Origin of the sequence: Paraburkholderia sp. J8-2 (assembly GCF_905220195.1) — a bacterium.
Classification (GTDB): domain Bacteria; phylum Pseudomonadota; class Gammaproteobacteria; order Burkholderiales; family Burkholderiaceae; genus Paraburkholderia.
The window spans coordinates 1-20,204 of the sequence record NZ_CAJMZA010000054.1; the positions used below are offsets into that span (position 1 = coordinate 1).

Below are 20,204 nucleotides of genomic sequence, written 5' to 3' on the forward strand. Positions count from 1 at the left end.
CGCCGCAGCCTGAGGCCCGTTGCGACGTTGACAGGAAGCCCGCCGAGCGGGCTTTTTGTTTTCAGGGCACTGCCACCGTCATCGAGGCCAATCATGTACTGCTTGCGGGAACCCTAAGCCGCGCGGAACCCACAACAGTGCGCCACAATTGCGGCACGCGTCGGCCTCAACCACCTCAAAATATGCACATCGACGAGGTCAAACTTAAGGGCAACTAGCGGGCGCGATTGCGACGACGAAGTGAGCGCCGAGTGGCCCATATGTGCCGGCCCATGACCGGACACCCGCTACGATCCACCGTCACATGTTGGGAACCATTGCTGCCGCTATACTTCCCAATGCGCGGCAATATCCACCAGAAACGCGCTTCATGCCGGGAAAGTGTGAGGAAGGGAGATCAGCACATCGACAAGTTCAGGTTTAGCGCCCCAATGCCTACTGGTACTTTCGGAGACCCCTTCGATCTGAAGGACGTTGGACCACGCACTTTCGTGGTTAGAGCAAAGGCGACTGAATGCGAACGCTCGGCTAAGTTTGAGCTTCTGACGGACGAAGCAAGGCGGCTTCATCTAACCTTCCTCGGCTACATCGATTGAGCAATGCTGACTGCGCACCTGCCCCGACTCGGCAGGCAGGTGCATAAGACGGTCATGCTGCTGTGTCGCAACTACGATTCGTGGAGCTTCTTGCAGACAGCCGCCCAGACGCCCGGAGTGCGTGACTCAATGTTTGCGGCAATCAAGGTCGGGGCGCGAAAGAACGCGCGTGGCAGCGTAGTCCCGCAGACGCTGTCCCAATATGCATACTGTCTGCCCGCCGCGCTGATGCGCCTCTTTGACCAGTTTCGCGATCACCGCCTTGGACGGTGGACTAAAGCGCTCATCGAAGTTCTCCGAAGCCCAAGGATGAATCTGAGCCATCGCTACGTACCTCGCTATATGCTGCGGCCCGAATCGTTTTACTAGGTCGCCAACCTTTGGCAAAACCCAGTCGTACATTCCTTTCGACGCACCGGGATGAAGCGAAGACATTGGCCACCCTTCTACGCGATACCTGTGATCGTCCAATGTACTTATCTTACCGTACCCTGGGTTCGCGAGCAGCAAGATCACCTTTGCGTTCTCGATATCTCCATCATACGGATGCGGACCAAGTTCATCGTGAAGCCGATACGCTGCGGCACTCTTCGATCCCGCGATCCGCGCGTTATATGACTCAACTGCCGCGCGGTCTAAGTTCTCATATAGTCTGGAATCAAACATTCAATTCTCGCAGATAGCTTTGGCCGTATCTTCACCATATGAGTCCGGCATGATTGGATCGAAAACCATTTCGTAGCTCTGATATGTTCTCGCCACAACAGACGTCCCATCGGACTTGTATGCTGCATCAGCCTTTGACGCGGATGTCCAGTCGCGACAGTTATAGACCTTACGGGAGATCACATAGTCATAATGTTTCCCCATGACCTTGCCGCCACTATTGATGCGAATGAAGGCAGTACGGATTGGCCCATTTGTTTCGATCCGTTCGGTGTTGTAGGCCATCATTTCGTTAACCTGTACCCAACTGGCTTGCGCCGAAACGGACACAAGGGACAATGCCGCGATCAGTGCGGCGCAAATCGCACGCGATTTCATGATTTCTTTTCCTTTCTGGAAAACGGGCGAATCCTTACTGGCCGCGCCTGTTGTGCCTGTCGCGCGCGAAACGCGCTCGAATACAGATGACATGTCAACTATATTCTTGATTGTAAGGATTTTGTATGCGACAAGGCATCGCCAGTGAATGCTTAAAGGCATCCGCGCGAAGCATGCGGCAACGCGCCACAGATCGAGCGCTTAATCTAGAAATCTACAGGTAGTCAATGGGTCGCCTTGAAGCCCGCGCGGCTACAGCCTACACGCCTATCCCTCAAAAGGCGGTTCTCCGACAGCAAGCCCCAAAAAGGACCCCACAAACGCTCGCTGAAGACGTGTCGGGCTCAAACAGAGGAGGCCTTTTGAATGTCCGCAAAGGAACGTACAGCCATCCCACAGCCCCCAATCACCGACCGTCCTCTATGGCCGACAACTTGCCGACCAATTCGGCGGGGAGAGTGTCCGTTGCACTCCGGAAGCTGTCATTACGGCGCACGGAGTCAGAACGACGGCTCAGGGTCGTGTATGGAAGTTCGAGGCCGATACGCGTCAGGGTGTCCGCCGAGCGCCGTCGATTTGCTGGTTCCGGCCATTTTGCGACATCGGCTGCGTCACATATCGCCCCGTTGTGTGCCTCCTTTTCACCAATAGTCGCACAAACAGCGCGCCTACCGAAAATGTGACGTGACGGAGAAGGGTTCGAGCGTTCTAAGTGACCCATCGGCGCCGCTTAGTGCGCGACGGCTAACCTCACGCTGACCACCGGACCACGAAAAGGTCCGCAGTCAAGCCCGCGGCCGGCAACCTTCCCAAGCCCGGTGCAAGAGCTCGCGAAGCGGACGAGCTTCAACAGGTCGCGGATTCCAGTACGGGTCGGACATAGCGACATCGCATGCAAGGTCCAGGTCCTCCTCCCGCAAGCCGATCGCCCTCAATCCATCGGGCACTCCAAGCTCGCGATTCAGCTCATAGAGTCCACCCGCGGCATCGCCTGCATCGAGCGCTCGGGCAATGCGCGCCATAGCATCGGCTGCTGCGGCACTGTTATATGCAAGCGCGTGCGGAAGCACGATGGCATGCGTCTGCGCATGCGGCAGATTGAACGTCCCACCAAGTGTATGGCACAGCTTGTGGTGCAACGCCATGCCGACGTTTCCGAGAACCGTGCCACAAAGCCAGGCTCCATAGAGACACTCGCTGCGAGCCTCCATATCCCGATTGTTCTTTTTGACACCTCTAAGGCCCTTCGCGAGAGAACGAATTCCCTCCTCCGCCATCATGGCCACTACCGGATTGCCGTCCTTGGCGTACAAGCCCTCCGCAGCATGTGCAATGGCGTTGATGCCACTCACAAACGAAAGCTGCGCTGGCAAACCTGCGGACAGCTCCGGGTCGTAGAGGACCGTCCTCGGCAGAACCTTCTGGTCACGCCCGGTACGCTTCAGGCCCTCTTCCGTTATGCCGTAGATGGGCGTCATCTCTGACCCGGCGTAGGTCGTCGGGATTGCAATAATCGGTAGCGACGATTCAAGCGCAATGGCTTTCCCAAGGCCAATCGTCGAGCCGCCCCCGATGGCCACCGCGCAATCAGCGCCGACCTCTTTGGCAAATTCTCGAGCACGGCGAGCGTTTTCTATCGGCACATGCATCTGTGCGCCGTCAAAGACGCCCGCACTCGACGGCCCAAGCAGCGAAGCCACTGTCTCTGCCTCGGCTCTTTGCTGCGGCGTGCACAAAACAAGCGCCCGACGTGCTCCCAGCGTTTCAACTTCCTGCTGGATCAGCTTCATACTCCCCTTGCCGAACACTACGCGCGAGGAATGAGTCGTATAAGTAAAGTCGTACATGGGGTGAGTGTTCCGCTATCTGTCCAGCAGATGGGGGCATCAGACGTAGTCAACCTGATGCCGAGCAATCCGGCAGTCTCCGAGCACCTGCTTTACCCGCAAGTGTTCCGGGTGGGACGCGTAAGCTTCGAGGTCTGCCTGGCTCTCGAACTCGGTGTACAGCACAACGTCGCACGCATAGTCGACCTTGCTTATATTCATACCAACTTCCAGTTTCGTCAGACCCGGAATCCTCCCGGCCAGACTTTCAAATGCAGTCTTGACTACCAGCGCCGTTTCCTTCTTCTGTTCAGGCGTTTCGCCTCGAACGTCCCACATAACGATGTGCTTGATCATGGCCCTTCCACCATTTGATGCCTGGTTCTCAAGCAAGCGACACACCTTGCGAAGTCTCAACTGGCGCAGACTCTGATCTTGTCGCTTGCCACTTCTTCATTTCGGACGCAGGTCCGCCCGCAATGGATTGTTGTGAATCGCACCCGCGAGAGCGCATCGCTCACGCCTTGTTCTTGTTGTAGACATCGACAAACACCGCCGCCAGCAGCACGATTCCCTTGATGACCTGCTGATAGTCCACCCCGATGCCCATGATGGACATCCCGTTATTCATCACGCCCATGATGAACGCGCCGACAACCGCCCCAACAACCTTACCCACGCCGCCCGACGCCGATGCGCCGCCAATGAAGCAGGCCGCAATCACATCCAGTTCGAATCCGGTACCCGCCTTCGGCGTACCACTATTGAGGCGTGCGGCAAAAATGATGCCCGCGAGAGCGGCGAGGATGCCCATGTTGACGAACGTGAGAAAGCTCACGGCAGGTACGCTGACCCCAGAGAGTCGTGCTGCTTTCGCATTTCCGCCCACTGCATACACGCGGCGCCCAATGGTCGTACGGTTCATCACGAACGTGTAGACCCCAATCAGCACTCCCATGATGACGAGCACCGTCGGCAAGCCACGATAAGACGCGAGGAGGTAGCAAAAATAAACAATCAGACCAGTCAGCACGACATTCTTTGCCACGAACATCGAAAACGAGCCTTTGCCCACACCATGCTTCGCCGCACTTGCGCGATGACGAAGCTCAATCGCGAAGAATGCGGCACCGACCAGGACTCCAAGCACAATGGAAGTGATATGGAGTTCCTGCCCACGGAAGACGTCCGGAATGAATCCCGAGCTGACAGCCGCAAAGCTATCTGGAAACGGGCCAATCGACTGCCCCTGAAGGACCAGATTGGTCAACCCACGAAACACAAGCATCCCTGCCAGCGTCACGATGAATGACGGCATGCGCCAGAACGCAACCCAGTAACCCTGCACCGCGCCGATGAGCGCACCAGTCGCGATACAGATGACGGTAGCCAGCACGTAGTTGACGTTGAACTGAACCATCAATACTGCGGCGAGCGCACCAACAAGTCCTGCCGTTGAGCCAACCGACAGGTCGATATGGCCAGATACAATCACCATCAACATGCCAAGGGCCATGATGACGATGTAGCTGTTCTGAAGCACAAGATTGGTCAGGTTCAGCGGCTCCATGAGCACACCGCCCGTCGCAATCTGGAAGAAAATCATGATGACGATAAGCGAGACAAGCAGCCCGTATTCGCTGGCGCCACGTCTAATCGCGTCGATGAGTTCACTTTTCTTGACCTCGGCTTCCTGCGGAGCCGTTGGCGAGAGAGCTTTACGCATTTCAGATGCCTCCATTTCGCATAATTGCCCGCATGATTTTTTCCTGCGAGACTTCTTCCGACGTGAACTCGCCAACGAATCGGCCTTCGTTCATGACATAGACGCGGTCGCACATGCCAAGAAGCTCAGGCATCTCCGAAGAAATCATGACGACGCACTTGCCCGCCGCAACCGCTTGATTGATGATGCTGTAGATTTCGTATTTCGCTCCCACGTCAATCCCGCGGGTGGGCTCGTCGAGAATCAGGACATCAGGCTCAGAGAACAGCCACTTGCTCAACACGACCTTCTGCTGATTGCCACCGGACAGATTGCCCACCACGTGAGAAACGCCTTGCGCCCGGATGCGCAACTTCCTGAGGAAGTCAGTCGCAACGGTAACTTCCTCGTGCTCGTTCACGACACCGTATCTCGACACGCCAGCGAGATTCGCGAGCGAAATGTTTGTCTGGATATCGTCGTCGAGGAGCAAGCCGTTGCCCTTGCGGTCCTCGGTGACATAGGCCAACCCGGCATTGATGGCCTTCCTTACCGACGACACATCGACCGGCTTACCATGGATGAATACCGAGCCACTGATATCCTGGCCGTACGCCCCGCCGAATACGCTCATCGCCAGCTCAGTTCGTCCTGAGCCCATCAATCCGGCGATGCCAACGATTTCACCCGCACGCGCGTTCAGGTTGACGCCCTTGATGACCGCGCGGTCCCGTTGCGTAGGGTGTTGAACGCGCCAATCCTTGACTTCAAAAATAATCTCGCCAACATTGGGCGTCCGCTTCGGATAGCGGTCAGACATCTCTCGACCCACCATCGCCTTGATGATGCGGTCCTCGCTGACGGCTTCCGCGCGACAATCCAGTTCGTCGACGGTCGAACCGTCGCGGATAACCGTGATGCTGTCAGCGACCCGGGAGATTTCGTTGAGCTTGTGCGAGATAATGATGGAGGTAACGCCCCGCTCCTTCAGGTCCAGTAGCAGCTTGAGCAACGTATCGCTGTCTTTTTCATTGAGGCTCGCCGTGGGCTCGTCCAGGATGAGCAGACGCACCTCTTTCGACAGTGCCTTCGCGATTTCCACCAGTTGCTGCTTGCCGATTCCAAGAGTGCCAACCGGGGTGTCCGGAGAGTCGCTCAATCCGACTTTCTGCAACAACTCCTTCGCACGGGCACGAGAGCCTTGCCAATCGATAACGCCGCGGCGGGACTGCTCGTTACCCAGAAAGATGTTCTCAGTAATAGACAACATTGGAACGAGAGCGAGTTCCTGGTGGATGATGATGATGCCCACCTCCTCGCTGTCGGTGATGTCGGAGAACGCGCGCTCCGCCCCCTCATACACGACCGCACCTGAGTACGAGCCATGCGCGTAGACGCCGCTCAGAATCTTCATCAACGTCGACTTGCCTGCGCCGTTCTCACCGCAGATGGCATGAATCTCGCCCTTTCTGACCTTCAGATTGACGTTATTCAAGGCCTTCACCTGGCCAAATGCCTTCTGGATGCCATTCATCTCCAGAATTGTGTCCATCTCCGTATCCTCGTATTCCTTGCGCTCGATGCCTGACATCAGAGCGCCGTCATTGGCTCATTTGTCACGGCGCTCCGAGCCACACCGCGGTTACTTGATTTGCGCCGGCGTGTAGTAGCCGCTGTTCACGAGCAGCGGCTGGACGCTGTCCTTGTCGACGAGAACCGGCTTGACCAGATATGTCGGGACAATCTTCGCGCCGTTGTTGTAGCTTTTCGTGTCGTTCACAGGGACGGTCTTGCCGGTCAGCGCGTCATCCACCATGTCAGCGGTAACGCTTGCGAGCTTGCGCGTGTCCTTGAATACGGTCGTAGTCTGGTCGCCCCGAACAATGGCCTTCACATTCTGGACATCCGCATCCTGCCCGGTCACCACAGGCATAGGAGACTGCGCGGAACCGTATCCCACACCCTTAAGCGACGAAATCACGCCGATTGCAATTGCGTCGTTCGGGGTCCACACGGCATCGAGATGGTCCTTGCCATAGAACGCGCTCAGCAGGTTATCCATACGCGACTGTGCAGTCGCGCCATCCCAGTTGCGGGTCGCGATTTTTTCAAACGCCTCCTGCTTGCTACGAATGACGAACTTCCCGCTGTCGATATACGGCTTGAGCACTGACATACCGCCCGCATAAATCATGTGAGCGTTGTTGTCGTCTGACGAGCCGCCGAAGACCTCAATGTTGTACGGCGTCTTGCTCCCTTTCTTTTTCCATGAGTCAACAATGCTCTGAGCCTGCAACACGCCAACACCGTAGTTGTCGAACGTGGCGTAATAGTCGACGTCCTTTGTCTGGCTAATCAGACGGTCGTACGAGATGACCTTGATGTGCTTCTTCTGTGCATATGCCAGAGCGCCGGAGAAGGTCTTGCCGTCGATGGGCGCAATCACCAGCGCCTTCACACCCTTGGCGAGCATGTTTTCGACCTGGTTCACCTGCGTGGGAACGTCGTAGTTCGCGTACTGCAAGTCGGCCGTGTAGCCTTTCGCTTTCAAGGCATCGACCATGCTCTTCCCGTCGGTGAGCCAACGCGATTCGGTCTTGTCCGGCAGCGAGATGCCGATGACGCCCTTGTCCTGGGCGTAGGAGGACGTCGTCATTGCAGCAAACCCGACGCTGAATCCAACAGCAACCACAACACGCTTGATGATGTTCATCTCTGTCTCCTAAATTAGGACTACATATTTATTTGAAAAGTCCGAGCGATTTGGTCACTGGCCGCGTTCGGCGGCCAAGTGTCTCTTACTCAATAAAGACTTCCGCCCCAGCCTGCTTCGAAGAGGCGAACATGGCCTCGATGACGCGACTGATGTTGTATGCCTGCGTAGCGGGAACGACTGACGACGTACCGTTACGTAATGCGTCGAAGAACGCGTTCGATTCGCGGTCGAAGTAAACCGGGTTACCGATTTCTGCAATATCGGGCGAATACTCCGTCTTCTTCGTGGCCCAGATTTCCGGGAAGCTCGTTTCTTGCCACTCGGTCCAACCCTCCGGGTAGTCACCCTTACCGGCGTCGTAGATTTTGTAGCTGGCCGGCAAAGACCGCGAAGACATAATCCCCTCAGTGCCATATGCCGTGATGTCCCAACTCTCTGTCCATGGCAACACGTCCCACGACATGAAGTCGATGGTCACAATCTTGTCTTCATAATTGAGCACGGCGCCGGCCGCATCTTCGCGGGACTCGTCACCATGAAAGTTCGGGAACTTCGTGATGCGCGCATTCACCGACCGCGGCGTACCAAAGTGGAGAAGAATGCGGTCCACCAGGTGGCAACCAATGACGAATACAGCGCCACCGATATCACCCGGCTGCGTCATGTGCGCAGTGCCAGCTTCATCGTGCGAGCAGCCGCCGTGCGCGCGCACCTGAACGACTTTGCCAAGGCGCCCGCTCTTCAGGGCTGCCTGCATTGCGTCGACCGACGGCGCAAAGCGCCAGCAGTAGCCAACCTGAAAGAGCCCGCCCGTGCGCTCGACGGCTTGCGCGATACGGCGCGCGTCTTCCGAGCTGCGCCCCGCCGGCTTCTCGCACAGCACAGCCTTGCCAGCCTCGAGCGCTTCGATGGTGAGGTCCGCCATCTTGTCGCTCTTCGAGTGCACGAGAACGACATGCACGTTGTCGTCGGCGAGTATTTCCTCTTTCGTACGAACCTCGAGTCCCAGCGCATCCACGAACGGCTTCAGCAACGGGCTGGTGTCCCAGGCACCGAGCATCCTGGCATCGGTCCGACGTTGAATCGCCTTGACGCGCCCCGACGTATGGGGGTGCGTGATACCAAGGCATGCGACGCCTACCGTTTCACCGGGACCAATCTTTCGTGTCATGACGAATCTCCTCCAGCTGAATGGTTATACCTTGACCGCTTTGCCGGACGTCGCTGATTCGAGCGCGCATTCGGCGAGACGCAAAGCTTTCAGGCCATCGTCAACCGACGTCGGCAGCGGCGTGTTGTTGTTCAGTGCATCGACGAACGCCTGCAGCTCGCCCTTGTACGCCTCAACATAGCGCTCGAGGAAGAAGTTGAGCAGCGGCTCGCGCACGTCGGTTGCGTCCTTCGTCCAGCGGCGGATAGTCGAAGGGCGCAGGTTTTCCTGAAGGAGCATGCCCGTGGAGCCCGACACCTCCATCCGCTGGTCGTAGCCGTAGACAGCTTCGCGGCAACAGTTGATGTGGCATTGCTTGCCGGACGCCGTACGCAGCTGGACCATGACCGTGTCGAAGTCGCCCAGCTCCGCGAGGGACGAGTCGACGAGGCGGCTTGCCATTGCCATCACTTCCACAGGTTCTTCGCCGAGCAGCCAGCGAGCCATGTCGAGGTCGTGAATGACCATGTCTCGGAAAATCCCACCCGAATGCTCGACATAGTCGCGCGGAGGCATGCCGGGGTCACGGCTCGAGATGACGACCTGGCGAACTTCACCCACGTCACCCGCATCAATTGCCTTGCGGAAGGCCTGGGAGGTTGGGTCGAAGCGGCGATTAAAGGCGAGCATCACGCGGCCTCGCTGACGCTCCACTTCTCGTGCCGCAGCCAGTGACTTGTCCATCTCGAGGTCAATGGGCTTCTCGCAAAGAACCGCCTTGCCGCGCGCCACGGCTTCGAGCATGAACGTGATGTGTGTGTCCGTCGGCGTGCCAATGACCACCGCGTCGATATCGCTGCGCTGCAGGACGGCCATCGGGTCCGTTGATGCTTCGCAGCCGAGGCGTTCAGCCAGCGAGTTGGCCGCACTGGCAAACGGGTCGGCCACAACGACGAGCTTGGCGTTCGGGATTGCGGCGGCGTTTGCAGCGTGAATGCGGCCGATGCGGCCAGCGCCAAGTACGGCTATACGAATCATGTTTGTCTCCAGAGATGATTGGTTTGAGCGATGAGTGCGTCAGACGGTGGCGCCTGCCTTCGTCGAGAACTGGGCGATAGTGGTGTCGTAGGCACGCCTGGCCATCTGCTCGAGCGGCAGCTTTCGGAACGGTTCGGAAATCAGTTCGACGCCGTAGTACGGCAAATCGCAGCCGGCCTGTTCAAGTGCCGCGACAAACGCGCGACAGTCAGCCACCCCTTCACCACACAGCTTCCGATTGAACGTGGAGTCGTCCAGCAGCGTACCTTTGACCTGTGCAGCGACATCGTCGAGCTCGACGCCCTTAATGAAACGCGCCGGGATGTTCGCGACCTCGCTGTAGGGGCTACCAAAGCGGGCAACGTGCCAATTGTCGACCATCAGTCCGCCGTTCGGCTGGTTAGCACCTTCAGCAATCTTCAGTGCGTCCCCGATGTTCCGGATGACCGAAAATGGCATGAATTCGATTGCGACCGTTGCACCGACCGCAGCGACGTCTTCGCAGAGCTTCGCGAATTCGTCCGTCATACGTGGGAAGTCGGCCGGGCTCTCGTCGAAAGGACTCGCCCCGATTTTCAGGTTGCGCATGCCAAGCTCGGCGCCCAACTCGATGACACGGCGACGAAAATGGTCTGACCTGGCACGCGGCTCGCCGTCGAGGTACCAGTCCATGAGGATTTCGAGTTCGAAATACTTCATGCCCGTGTCCTCAAGAATCTTCTTCACGCCGGCGACGCCGTGCTGTTCGACGCTGTACTCGAGGTCGTCGAGGATGAGGCCAATGCCTCGCCAGCCAGCCCGCGACGCAGCCTCCGCGCGTTCACGCAACGGAAACGGACTGATTTCCGTCGGCGCGCCTGGGTAGACATCGCCAGCAAGCGTCCAGTACGCGGCAAGTAGTTCTTTGCGTTTCGCGCTCATTTGAAGGTATCCAGTGTCTCAGGTTAAATCGGAGTGTTTGGTGGCGATGACTCTCATCGCGCTCACGGACGGCGCGAGGGTGAAGTCCCACGCCACAGACCAGAACGGGGCTGCGCATCCAACCTGTCTCGCGACCTCGAGGTCATCGACCTTCTTGAAGTCGGCGATTAGCTCGCGCTTGACGCCGAAGACCGCGTCTTCAGGGAGGTACGGGCAGTCGGGCGTGAAGATGTGTGTAATCACGGGCTCATAGCCGGGCGCGGTTACGATGAAGTGCAAATGCGCGGCACGGTTGGGGTGGCGGCCCATTGCGCCAAGCAGCTTGCCGACTAGGCCGTCTGCGGGAATCGGATAGTGACGTGGCTTGACCGATTTGAACCAGTAGCGCCCTTCATCGTCCGACGTGAACACGCCTCGCAGATTCGAATCCGGCTGGATGCCCTTTTGTTGAACGTCGTAGAAGCCATCGTCGTTCGTCTGCCAGACTTCGAGCTTCGCTTCCGGAATCGGATTTCCGGCTATGTCGGTGACTTTTCCTGAAACAACGAGCGGCTCACCTTTCCCATCCAGGCAGATGTTTGCGCCGTTTTCATACGCTGGCGCGTCCGCGACGTAGAACGGCCCGAGAATCGTATTCGGCGTCGCACCACTCGGACGGCGATGGTTAATAGCGTCAACCAGCATCGAGACACCGAGAATGTCCGACAGCAAGATGTACTCTTGCCTCCACTCGTTGCACATCTGGCCCGTCTCGGTCAGGAATCGAATTGCCGAGAACCACTCTTCGTGTGTCGGCTCGATTTCCTTTACCGCTTCGTGAATGTGCTTCACGAGCACGGACATGACCTGCTTGAGCCTGGGGCTGATGTCCTGTCCCATGCGCGCGTTCACTACGTCCGCTGAGTGTTCTTCTTCGAAATACGGAGAGGAGGTTTGCGAAACAGAGGTAGTTGCGGCCTGATGCATTGAGTGTCTCCTTCGATGTTTCTCTACAGCTTTGAAGGAAGTCTATATTCGCTATTGCCGGCAAAACAGAGCTGAAAAGGGAATCTCTTTCGCACTTGGTGGGAAACTGTCCCACGTATTCCGCGCCCAATAAGTCAGCACGTGACTACTCCGTCCAGAGCCGCTCGAACTCGTTCTTGCGAAAGCGTTCGAGGAGCGCATCAATGAAGAGACGAACCTTGACAGGCATGTGCGAGCGCGTCTGAAACGCTATGTTCATTGTGAGGCGAGGCAGGTCCCATTCATCGAGTACCGGCATGAGCCGACCGTCCTGGATGTCGTCGTACACGATGTACTTAGGCTGGACGAGTATCCCCATGCCATCCAGCGCCGCAGCTCGCAGGATTTGTCCGTCATTGGATTCAAGCAATGGCTTCACCTTGACAGCGACACACTCGCCGTCGCGCTGGAATGCGAGGTCGCGAGGATTGTCGGCGAGCCCATAGTTCAGCAGCTTGTGCTTGCCAAGCTCTGCCGGGAATCGCGGTGAACCATGTGCTGCGATGTAGCTCGGCGCGGCGGTCAATACGCGCCGCGTTGAAGCAAGCCTTCGCACGGTAATGTTGCTGTCCGCTTCGAGGACCTTGGTTCTGACTGCAACGTCAATCCCGTTCTCGATGATGTCGTAGTAGCGATTGGCAGCGACAACATCAACAGTGATGTCCGGATAGCGCGCCGTAAACTCCGGAAGCATGGGTGCGATATGCAGCATGCAAAAGGAAAGCGATGCCGTCACCCGGAGCAACCCACTCGGCCGCACCGTTGCATCCTTGACCACCAGTTCAGCTTCGCCGAGGTCTGCAAGGATGGATTTACAGCGCCGATGGAACTCCTCCCCTGCTTCCGTGAGGCAAAGATTCCGGGTTGTCCGTCGCACGAGTTGCACACGAAGGCGACTCTCGAGCGAAATGAGATAGCGACTTGCAGCAGATATGGACAGGTCCACAGCCTCGGCCGCCCGACTGATGCTACCTGTCTCGGCAACCTCGACGAACAGCTGAACTTCCTTAAACTGGTCCATCTTTCCACACCATCCCTGTCATCCGCGTGTTCGGCACGGGGTCACGCGCGCAAGCGCTAGTCGCTGACCCGCTCGCTGCCGTGCCCGGTTAGAAGAATACGTCAGCACTAACGTGAATAGCGCTGACAAAATCCATCACAAATCCATCAAAACCGGGGAATACCCTACCCCAATAAATGCGGCCGAGTCGCATCCGGGCATCAATATGAGACCACAGACTTCAACCGGTACGCCCCGTCTATGCCCCCTGGTAAGGCTTTGCGCCGCTCGCAAGCTGTAAAGCCTCGCCCCCTTGCCAGCTACACGCTTGTTCAAACGCGCAATGCCTCCGAGCTGTTTGCGCCTGGTCGGCCACACCGCGCTGCTATATCATCAAACAATCAAGAGGACATCAGTTGAGAGACCCACGTCATGGCCCATCGCTTTCTAATCAAGGAGATAGCCCTCCAGGCGGGGGTAGGCGTCGCTACGGTTGACCGCGTACTTAACAACCGCGGGACGGTTCGCGAGCAGACGAAGAAGCGCATTGAGCAAGCCATCAAGGAACTCGAGAAGCAGGAGCTCTATTCGGCATCGGCCGGACGAAAGCTTATCGTCGATGTCGTTGTCGAAGCGCCTGCCCGGTTCGCTGAAGAAATCAGGGATGCTCTGGAGGCTGAACTACCGACTCTACAACCAGCCATCTTTCGTCCACGCTTCCTCATGCGCGAGACAATGACCACTCCAGAAGTCGTTGAAGCGCTTCGTGCAATTGCACATCGTGGCAGCCACGGGGTCTTCCTGAAGGCACGTGACGTACCTGAGATTTCTGATGCAATCGGCGACCTCAAACAGCGCGGCATTCCTGTTGTCACGACATTCACCGATATTCCGCTGTCAGGTCGCATTGCCTATGCTGGTCTGGACAATCGGGTCGCGGGTGCGACAGCGGCATACCTCCTCGTGCATTGGCTAGGTGGCCAAACAGGCAACGTCCTGATTACGATGAGCGACGAGCGCTTCAGAGGCGAGGAAGAGCGCGAGATAAGCTTCCGGCGTTCATTGCGGGCCCGACATCCTCAACTTACCTTGATTGACGCGAGCGGTGGTCACGGACTAGACGAGACCACGGAGAAGCTCGTCCATAAGGTCCTCAGTGCGAAGACTGACATTCTGGCGGTCTATTCGATGGGCGGTGGCAATCGAGCAATCTTGCGAGCACTCGATGCACACGGGAAGACGCCAAAATGCTACATCGGGCACGACTTGGACCGGGACAACATAAAACTGCTGCGTGAGGGCAAGATACAGGCGATTCTGTACCACGAACTTCGGCAAGACATGAGAGCGGCGTGTCAGCACATCATGCATTTCCATAAGATGTTGCCGGCCTCGGCAGTCTCACATTCGTCGTCGGTGGTTGTCGTGACACCGGAAAATATCCCCGACCACATCGCCGCTAGATTTCGATGACAGGAATACGTCCGTCACAGGCGACCAACGCTCCACGCAACGGAGAGAGCCAGGGACACACTCCCCGCCCTCTCTCGTCGCGAATTCAGAATTGGGTGGCGATTCCTGCAATTACGCCGAACTGGCCCTGACCGAAATTCGGATTGGTGCTCGACGGGTTGCCGTTTATCGGGTCGTTGTTTGAGTTCGCGCCATAGAGCCCACTATTGAGTCCAAGATTGGATGTCGCGCTGTTGTGCAGATAGGCGAATTCGGTATAGAGGAGCGTACGCTTCGACAGCGAATAGTTTGCGCCCAACGTGAACATCGTGGCGTTGCCGTTTCCGTTGTTGGCATTTGCGTGATACACGGCTCCGGAAATTGCTAAAGCCGGCGTGGTCTGCCAGATTGCGCCAACCCATTCGTGATTGACTGCGGTCGGCAGCGATGTCCCAGTCGGGAGCGTGGTCGGCGTCGCGCTGCCAAAGTACCCCTCGTTTGAAGCGTCCGGCGCACTCAGATGCTGATACCCGACGTAGGCAATCACTGGCCCGAACGCATAGCTCGCTCCCGTCAGAATGGACCTCGACGTCAGATACACGTTGCTGAACTGGCCATTTGGGTCCCGGACTTCGTCGTAGGTTGCTTGCCAGAACAACCCGCCCCGCTGGTACGACAACTTGATACCGTCTGACCGACCTTGCGCACTTCCGAGGCCGCTGGAGGCACCGAGCTGACCGGGCGCACTCCCCGGATTGCCTGCGTTCCATGTCGACGAATTGGTCAGGTCATATTGCCCCTGAAGCGTGAACCCAGCAATCTTCGGCGAGAGATACTCGACTCCGTTCGCTGCCTGCGAGAAAATCCGGCCTCGCACCAGCGTACCGATTGAATACTTCTTCGTCTGCTGTGGGTCGACGTCACCGGAATATTGGCTGATTTCAGCCGACCCCATATTGCCGAATTTGACTTGGCCCCAGGTATCATTCTGCAAACCGACGGTCGCCTGGCCCTCGAAGAAGCTGCCGTTCGCGAAGCTTCCGTTTTGCGTGTTGAGTCGGGACTCCAGCTGGAAGATAGCCTTCGTGCCGCCGCCCATGTCTTCTGCGCCTTTCAGACCAAATCGCGATTGTGCCCAGCCACCACTCTGCGCGCTAAACGCGTTTCCCTTCGGCAAGCCAGTTTCATACTGGAGCCCATTGTCGACAATGCCGTATAGCGTCACGCTGCTTTGAGCATTTGCGGAAACTGCGACCACAGCCGTCACTATCGCAAACAAGGCCTTCTTCATTGCGTCTCCTTTATATAGCAGTACATAATTTTAGTTATCTAAGACGAGGCATATCCTCGTCTCAACGATTCGCACACACTTCTAAGTGACCGCCCTCTTCAGCCGTCTTTATTGTTTTGGCGAGTGTATATTCGCGAGGCGCGGCGACACAGAGCTGCGCGAGGAATCTATTTCCCGGAAAGTGGGAAAATGTCGCGCCGATACTAGAGATTCGTCAATTGACGGTCTTCTGGCAACTGAGGGCACGGGATCCCGCCGTCTGCTGTGTTCGCAGGTGCGGAGCTTCGGTATATCGAGTGCCAGGGACCGATTGGAGATGAGTCCCGGTGAACCTGCAGAGCACCGCGAAGCTTGTGCTCGAAAACACGGTTCTCTACGCGCGACTGCTTTTGCTCCATGGGCGACAGGTCGACGTCCAGTCGCTCGTCGCGCCCTTTACCCTCAAGGGCAAAAAGTAACGAGCTACCTGTCTCGGGTCGCACCCAGCCGTCGAGCAGTCGTGGGCGCGGTGTCACCCATACAAATCGGATTTGTCAGCAGCCGGCCACAAGCGGCCAGTGGCTACAGGAGCACGACGGACACTCGGGTGTCAGCTTTCGCTCAGCTACCGGTCGCTGACCTCTCAGGGTGACCGACGTTTACCGTGGCCGGCCTTGCCCGCCGCCACACAGCCGGTGCAATGCCGAATTGCGCCGAGAACCAGCGCGTGAACGTACTTGGCGAGCTGTAGCCCAGCAGTTCGGAAACCTCCACCAGGGAGTACCGCGGGTTCCCAACATATCGCATGGCAAGTTCGCAGCGCACTTCATTGAGAAGGCTCGTGAAACTCTCGCCGGCTTTGTCGAGCTCACGCTGCATGGCTCATACCCAACCGCTGCGCTACGGCCTCGCACGTTGTCCGGCCCATTGGCAGCATCAGGTAGATGGCGCCGCGTACTTCACGGCTGACGGAGTTGGGGTTGGGCTTGTCGAGGTCCGCCGCCAGGCAGACGATGCCTTTGAATTCGCTGTTGAACTCCAGCGGGCATCCGAACAGCCGCCGGTGTATCTGCAGATCGGTGGGTGCGTTGTGCGTGAAGTTGACACTCAGGGGCTGCCAGTTCACGCCGAGCAGGGCACTGCACATCCGGAATACCACCCCCATCGCCAGTTCCGTCGCCTGTCGCGAGGGAACGCCCAACGTCACCTCTTGCCGGATGATGACGGCGTTGCCGGCATCTTCGAGCAGCATGACCACCGAGTCGTTGAAGAGGTGCCGGTATCTGATGAAAGTCGCCAGCGCGTCACGCAGGCCGGGCTGCTGGCTGATACGCAGGCTGATCACGCCGAAATTCGAGACTTGCCGCGTTTCTACCATCCGCAAGGCGATGGTATTGCACCCGGTCTGGCAGGAAACGCGTAACGCTCGACCTGCTGTGGAACGAGTACAAGGCCCAGGAACCCGAAGGCTACGGCTACAGCTGGTTCTGCAAGCATTTTGCACCAGCACCCTTCTGGTGGTGCAGCGAGCTACTCTTTTTCCAGACTGGCAAGACGTTGATGAATGAGGGCGAGGCGATCTGCTACACCGGCGCCACGAAAGCGATGTCGTGAAGCTCATCCGCACGGTGCGGCAACCCCGGCGTGCCGAAGGTTTGGCGCCAGCGCATATTCCGACGTGGCGCCTAGCCTGACAGGGCGAAACCCGGATTCCCTGGACTAGCCGGGCGCGGTCCTTCCGACAGAGCAAGCCTACCGCTAGTAGGCGTTCAAGGAATCGCATCCAGTTACGGCAGTAATGAATGCTCGACCAGCACAGCCGGCAGGCGTTTGAATACGGCCTGCCCGATTAATCTCGATGGTAACAGCCGTAACCGAGCAGGTTGCACGTGTGCCACTCGACGCGCGCGTCATGTAACCACCGTATTCACCACGATGGCACGGATTCACAGGCGTACGCGGATTTCGTTCTCCGCTCGGGTCACAACTTCCTTACAGGCGAGCACGGATTCGACCAGCGCGCCGCATATCGGATCTACTACTGCTTGCTCGGAGGCATATCTTTTAGCAATACCTTGGGCGTGCTCGACAGCAGATCGAAGATGCCCGATGTGAACCGCAATTATGTTGTCAGTAAAGTCCCAAACGGGAAACGCAGCCAACGTCACGCGGGTCTGCTCCCACTCACGGTCCACATCATATTCTGTGTAAACCGACAAGCTGGCGTTGGAATCAAGGGCAGTCTTCAAGTTGTCGAGCAGTCCAGACATGCGCTCGCAGACTGCCAAGACTATCCGCATCTGCGCCCGACGCCGCCGTCGTTCGATGAATAGCCCATGCACGAAAGGTACGAGCGCGGCGGCAGCGATGGCAAGCATCCCGCCACCTGCCTGAGCAAGCTGCAACCAGTCACCCCGGTGGAATGAATTCATATGGTGAAATCCTTATCCTGCTTTGGGGTAATCGCGCCTTTTGTGCATTCGTGGCCCTTAGCCAGAAGCGCTTTTATTGAACAACGCATTGAGTCGTCCGCCGGTCCGAATAGTCCGCTCAACCGCGTAGGCTTGTCCGGCGAGAGTCCGCGTCTGGCCACCGCCATTTGCTGAACGAGAGCAACCCTTACCCCAATATCAGTGTGCGCATTGAGGCGATCTGGACAGATCCGAATTAGCTGAATTCCGGCTGGGCGCCTGTCGTTTCCTCGAAAAACGCTGCGGCATGTTCTGCAAACGCTCTAACCTTGGCCGGCAAGAGTGTTCGAGAGTTGTACGCGAGCCGAAGTTCTAATGCACTATCGGCGATTTCGAAGCCGCCAAGGATCGGTACCAGCCTGCCTGAGGACAGATCAGCCTGCACGAGCGCTGCCGGCATCGCGCCGATGCCGAATCCCTCAAGTACCATTTCCCGATTGAACATCGCGTTATTTGATGCGACGTGATACTTAAGCGGGACGGTCAGATCCCCTTCGTCCAGGCGGAAGGTCACCTCCGACTTGCGAACGGTCGGTGACATAGCGACGAACGTGTGATTACACAGCTCGGATGGATGTCGGGGTAATGTGTGTCTTTTCAGATACTCCGGCGTGGCTACGAAAATGAGCGGCGCTCGATCGAGAAGTCGGGTGACGACGGTTTCGGCGCTCAACATGAAGGGCACAACGAGACCCAGATCATAGCCGTCCGCGACCAGATCTACCGGCCGCTCGGTGAGGGTCACATCCAGATCCACTCTGGGATACTTGCGCTTGAAGCTCGAGATCAGCGGGACGAGCCGAAGCACCGTCGCCGTGGTATGGGCGACAAGTCGGAGCACACCGCCAGGCTGAACTGCCTGCATCGACGCTTCAGCTTCCAGCGCATCCAAATCGTCCAGAATGCGGGAGCTGCCGGCATAGAAGCGTTCCGCCGCCTCCGTCATCGACATCTGCCGCGTCGTGCGATGGAACAGACGGCTGTCCAGCCGGGTCTCGAGTCTTGAGATAGTGCGTGAAACGGCGGCCACGCTTATCCCCAGATTGTCCGCTGCCCGTCTAAAGCTATTGGCCTCGACGACAGAACGGAATACTCGCAAAGTCTCAAGATAGTTCATATGTTCCCTTTGATGACAGCGCTTGCAAGACTTCCTGATGATCCATTCCATAAGAGTTGCCATCCAACGTCGCCAGAGAAAACCGTCGTATGGATCAGAAGTGCACGGTTGAGGTGGTAGAGCGCGAAGGTGGCGAATACGCGATACAGGTAGTCGTTTGGTGTGCCGGATACCTTGTTGAGCATCGGTATCCGTATTTCGAGCAAGCTCAGAGCGCCCGTTAAACTATCCATAAGTCGATGAGTCCCATCTGTGCAGGTACTGCGGTTACCTGAGTGCGCCGGTGCCTCACTTCATCCTGCGCACGCCGGGCAGCGTCATGCTCCCACGCGGCTGTGCAAGAAGCGCGAAGACGCCTCTGTCGCCGGGACTACGCTCGCACCGGATGACTCTAGCCACGCGTCTGGTCCCGAATCGCTACGTTCTTCGCCACCGACGCCGCAATCTTCGCCTGTTGCGTAGCCATTTCGTTCTGCTTGATGATCTTTTCGATCTCGCCGTTGGCCTGCGCATCGTACTGCGCGAAGACATCGGTGCGATAGCGCGTATTTTGCGCCGCGCCGAGCTGCGAGCCGGAGTCGTCGCGCGTCTCGGCATCCACCGTCATCGAGAGGCCGATGCGCAGCGGACGCGCCGCGAGTTCGCGCGGATCGAGTGCGATGCGCACCGGCAGGCGCTGAACGATCTTGATCCAGTTGCCCGTGGCGTTCTGCGCCGGCAGCGTCGCGAATGCACTGCCCGTCCCCGCCGAGAACCCCTCGATACGGCCGTGATACTTCACGCCCGAGCCATAGACATCTGCAGTGAGCGTTACCGGCTGGCCAATGCGCATGTGCTTGAGCTGTACTTCCTTGAAGTTCGCGTCCACCCACACGCCATTGAGCGGCACGATG

At 57.7% G+C, this 20,204-nt stretch carries 20 protein-coding genes; 2 read left to right on the forward strand and 18 right to left on the reverse strand.

All coding sequences use genetic code 11. From position 1 onward, the window contains the following. Window positions 1-722: 722 nt before the first annotated feature. From U5A52_RS41800 to U5A52_RS41855, 12 genes are all read right to left on the reverse strand, one after another. Entirely contained in the window at window positions 723-1,262 is a 540-nt protein-coding gene (locus tag U5A52_RS41800) for a hypothetical protein (protein ID WP_321940195.1), read from the reverse strand. Further along, the gene (locus U5A52_RS41805) at window positions 1,263-1,733 is read right to left on the reverse strand and encodes a surface-adhesin E family protein (protein WP_321940197.1); all 471 of its coding nucleotides are present in this window, start codon (window positions 1,731-1,733) and stop codon (window positions 1,263-1,265) included. Window positions 1,734-2,425: 692 nt separating this feature from the next. After that, window positions 2,426-3,487 carry a maleylacetate reductase gene (locus U5A52_RS41810; RefSeq protein WP_321940199.1) on the reverse strand — a complete coding sequence of 354 codons (1,062 nt, stop codon included), beginning with the start codon at window positions 3,485-3,487 and terminating at the stop codon, window positions 2,426-2,428. A gap of 39 nt (window positions 3,488-3,526) precedes the next feature. Next, on the reverse strand, window positions 3,527-3,823 hold the full coding sequence (locus U5A52_RS41815; RefSeq protein ID WP_321940200.1) for a Dabb family protein: 297 nt from the start codon (window positions 3,821-3,823) through the stop codon (window positions 3,527-3,529). Between the two features lie 160 nt (window positions 3,824-3,983). Then, window positions 3,984-5,192, reverse strand: coding sequence for a multiple monosaccharide ABC transporter permease (gene mmsB / locus U5A52_RS41820; RefSeq protein WP_321940203.1), 1,209 nt, complete (start codon window positions 5,190-5,192; stop codon window positions 3,984-3,986). A gap of 1 nt (window position 5,193) precedes the next feature. Next, on the reverse strand, window positions 5,194-6,723 hold the full coding sequence (mmsA, locus tag U5A52_RS41825) for a multiple monosaccharide ABC transporter ATP-binding protein (RefSeq protein WP_321940224.1): 1,530 nt from the start codon (window positions 6,721-6,723) through the stop codon (window positions 5,194-5,196). A gap of 90 nt (window positions 6,724-6,813) precedes the next feature. After that, the gene (gene chvE, locus U5A52_RS41830; protein WP_321940205.1) at window positions 6,814-7,884 is read right to left on the reverse strand and encodes a multiple monosaccharide ABC transporter substrate-binding protein; all 1,071 of its coding nucleotides are present in this window, start codon (window positions 7,882-7,884) and stop codon (window positions 6,814-6,816) included. A gap of 85 nt (window positions 7,885-7,969) precedes the next feature. Beyond that, window positions 7,970-9,058: a Gfo/Idh/MocA family oxidoreductase gene (locus U5A52_RS41835; protein ID WP_321917063.1), complete on the reverse strand. Its 1,089-nt coding sequence runs from the start codon at window positions 9,056-9,058 to the stop codon at window positions 7,970-7,972. Between the two features lie 24 nt (window positions 9,059-9,082). Next, window positions 9,083-10,075 (reverse strand): inositol 2-dehydrogenase, encoded by a 993-nt coding sequence (gene iolG, locus U5A52_RS41840; RefSeq protein ID WP_321917064.1) that lies wholly within the window; start codon window positions 10,073-10,075, stop codon window positions 9,083-9,085. A 39-nt stretch (window positions 10,076-10,114) separates the two neighbouring features. After that, on the reverse strand, window positions 10,115-10,996 hold the full coding sequence (locus U5A52_RS41845; RefSeq protein ID WP_321917065.1) for a sugar phosphate isomerase/epimerase: 882 nt from the start codon (window positions 10,994-10,996) through the stop codon (window positions 10,115-10,117). Between the two features lie 18 nt (window positions 10,997-11,014). Continuing rightward, window positions 11,015-11,962: an intradiol ring-cleavage dioxygenase gene (locus tag U5A52_RS41850; protein ID WP_321940208.1), complete on the reverse strand. Its 948-nt coding sequence runs from the start codon at window positions 11,960-11,962 to the stop codon at window positions 11,015-11,017. A 145-nt stretch (window positions 11,963-12,107) separates the two neighbouring features. Then, a complete protein-coding gene (locus tag U5A52_RS41855; RefSeq protein WP_321940210.1) occupies window positions 12,108-13,022 on the reverse strand; it encodes a LysR family transcriptional regulator in 915 nt (304 codons plus the stop codon). A 411-nt stretch (window positions 13,023-13,433) separates the two neighbouring features. Between U5A52_RS41855 and U5A52_RS41860 the strand changes: the two genes are divergently transcribed. Continuing rightward, window positions 13,434-14,474: a LacI family DNA-binding transcriptional regulator gene (locus tag U5A52_RS41860; RefSeq protein WP_321917070.1), complete on the forward strand. Its 1,041-nt coding sequence runs from the start codon at window positions 13,434-13,436 to the stop codon at window positions 14,472-14,474. Window positions 14,475-14,559: 85 nt separating this feature from the next. Here the strand turns inward: U5A52_RS41860 and U5A52_RS41865 are convergent, their stop codons facing one another. Continuing rightward, window positions 14,560-15,744, reverse strand: coding sequence for a porin (locus U5A52_RS41865; RefSeq protein WP_321940212.1), 1,185 nt, complete (start codon window positions 15,742-15,744; stop codon window positions 14,560-14,562). A 326-nt stretch (window positions 15,745-16,070) separates the two neighbouring features. Between U5A52_RS41865 and U5A52_RS41870 the strand changes: the two genes are divergently transcribed. Beyond that, entirely contained in the window at window positions 16,071-16,202 is a 132-nt protein-coding gene (locus tag U5A52_RS41870; protein ID WP_321940214.1) for a hypothetical protein, read from the forward strand. Window positions 16,203-16,344: 142 nt separating this feature from the next. Here U5A52_RS41870 and U5A52_RS41875 read toward each other — a convergent pair whose 3' ends face one another. The 5 genes from U5A52_RS41875 to U5A52_RS41895 all read right to left on the reverse strand — a co-directional run. Further along, window positions 16,345-16,602, reverse strand: a complete 258-nt coding sequence (locus U5A52_RS41875) for an AraC family transcriptional regulator (protein WP_321940216.1) — start codon at window positions 16,600-16,602, stop codon at window positions 16,345-16,347. Next, a complete protein-coding gene (locus U5A52_RS43430; RefSeq protein WP_415774140.1) occupies window positions 16,592-17,506 on the reverse strand; it encodes an AraC family transcriptional regulator in 915 nt (304 codons plus the stop codon). Before U5A52_RS43430 ends, U5A52_RS41875 begins: the two co-directional genes overlap by 11 nt. A 163-nt stretch (window positions 17,507-17,669) precedes the next feature. Further along, window positions 17,670-18,155 carry a hypothetical protein gene (locus U5A52_RS41885; protein ID WP_321940219.1) on the reverse strand — a complete coding sequence of 162 codons (486 nt, stop codon included), beginning with the start codon at window positions 18,153-18,155 and terminating at the stop codon, window positions 17,670-17,672. A 235-nt stretch (window positions 18,156-18,390) separates the two neighbouring features. Next, the gene (locus tag U5A52_RS41890; protein WP_321940220.1) at window positions 18,391-19,362 is read right to left on the reverse strand and encodes a LysR family transcriptional regulator; all 972 of its coding nucleotides are present in this window, start codon (window positions 19,360-19,362) and stop codon (window positions 18,391-18,393) included. 340 nt (window positions 19,363-19,702) lie between these two features. Continuing rightward, window positions 19,703-20,204: HlyD family secretion protein (locus tag U5A52_RS41895; RefSeq protein WP_321940222.1), on the reverse strand; the 502-nt coding region annotated here is incomplete at its 5' end.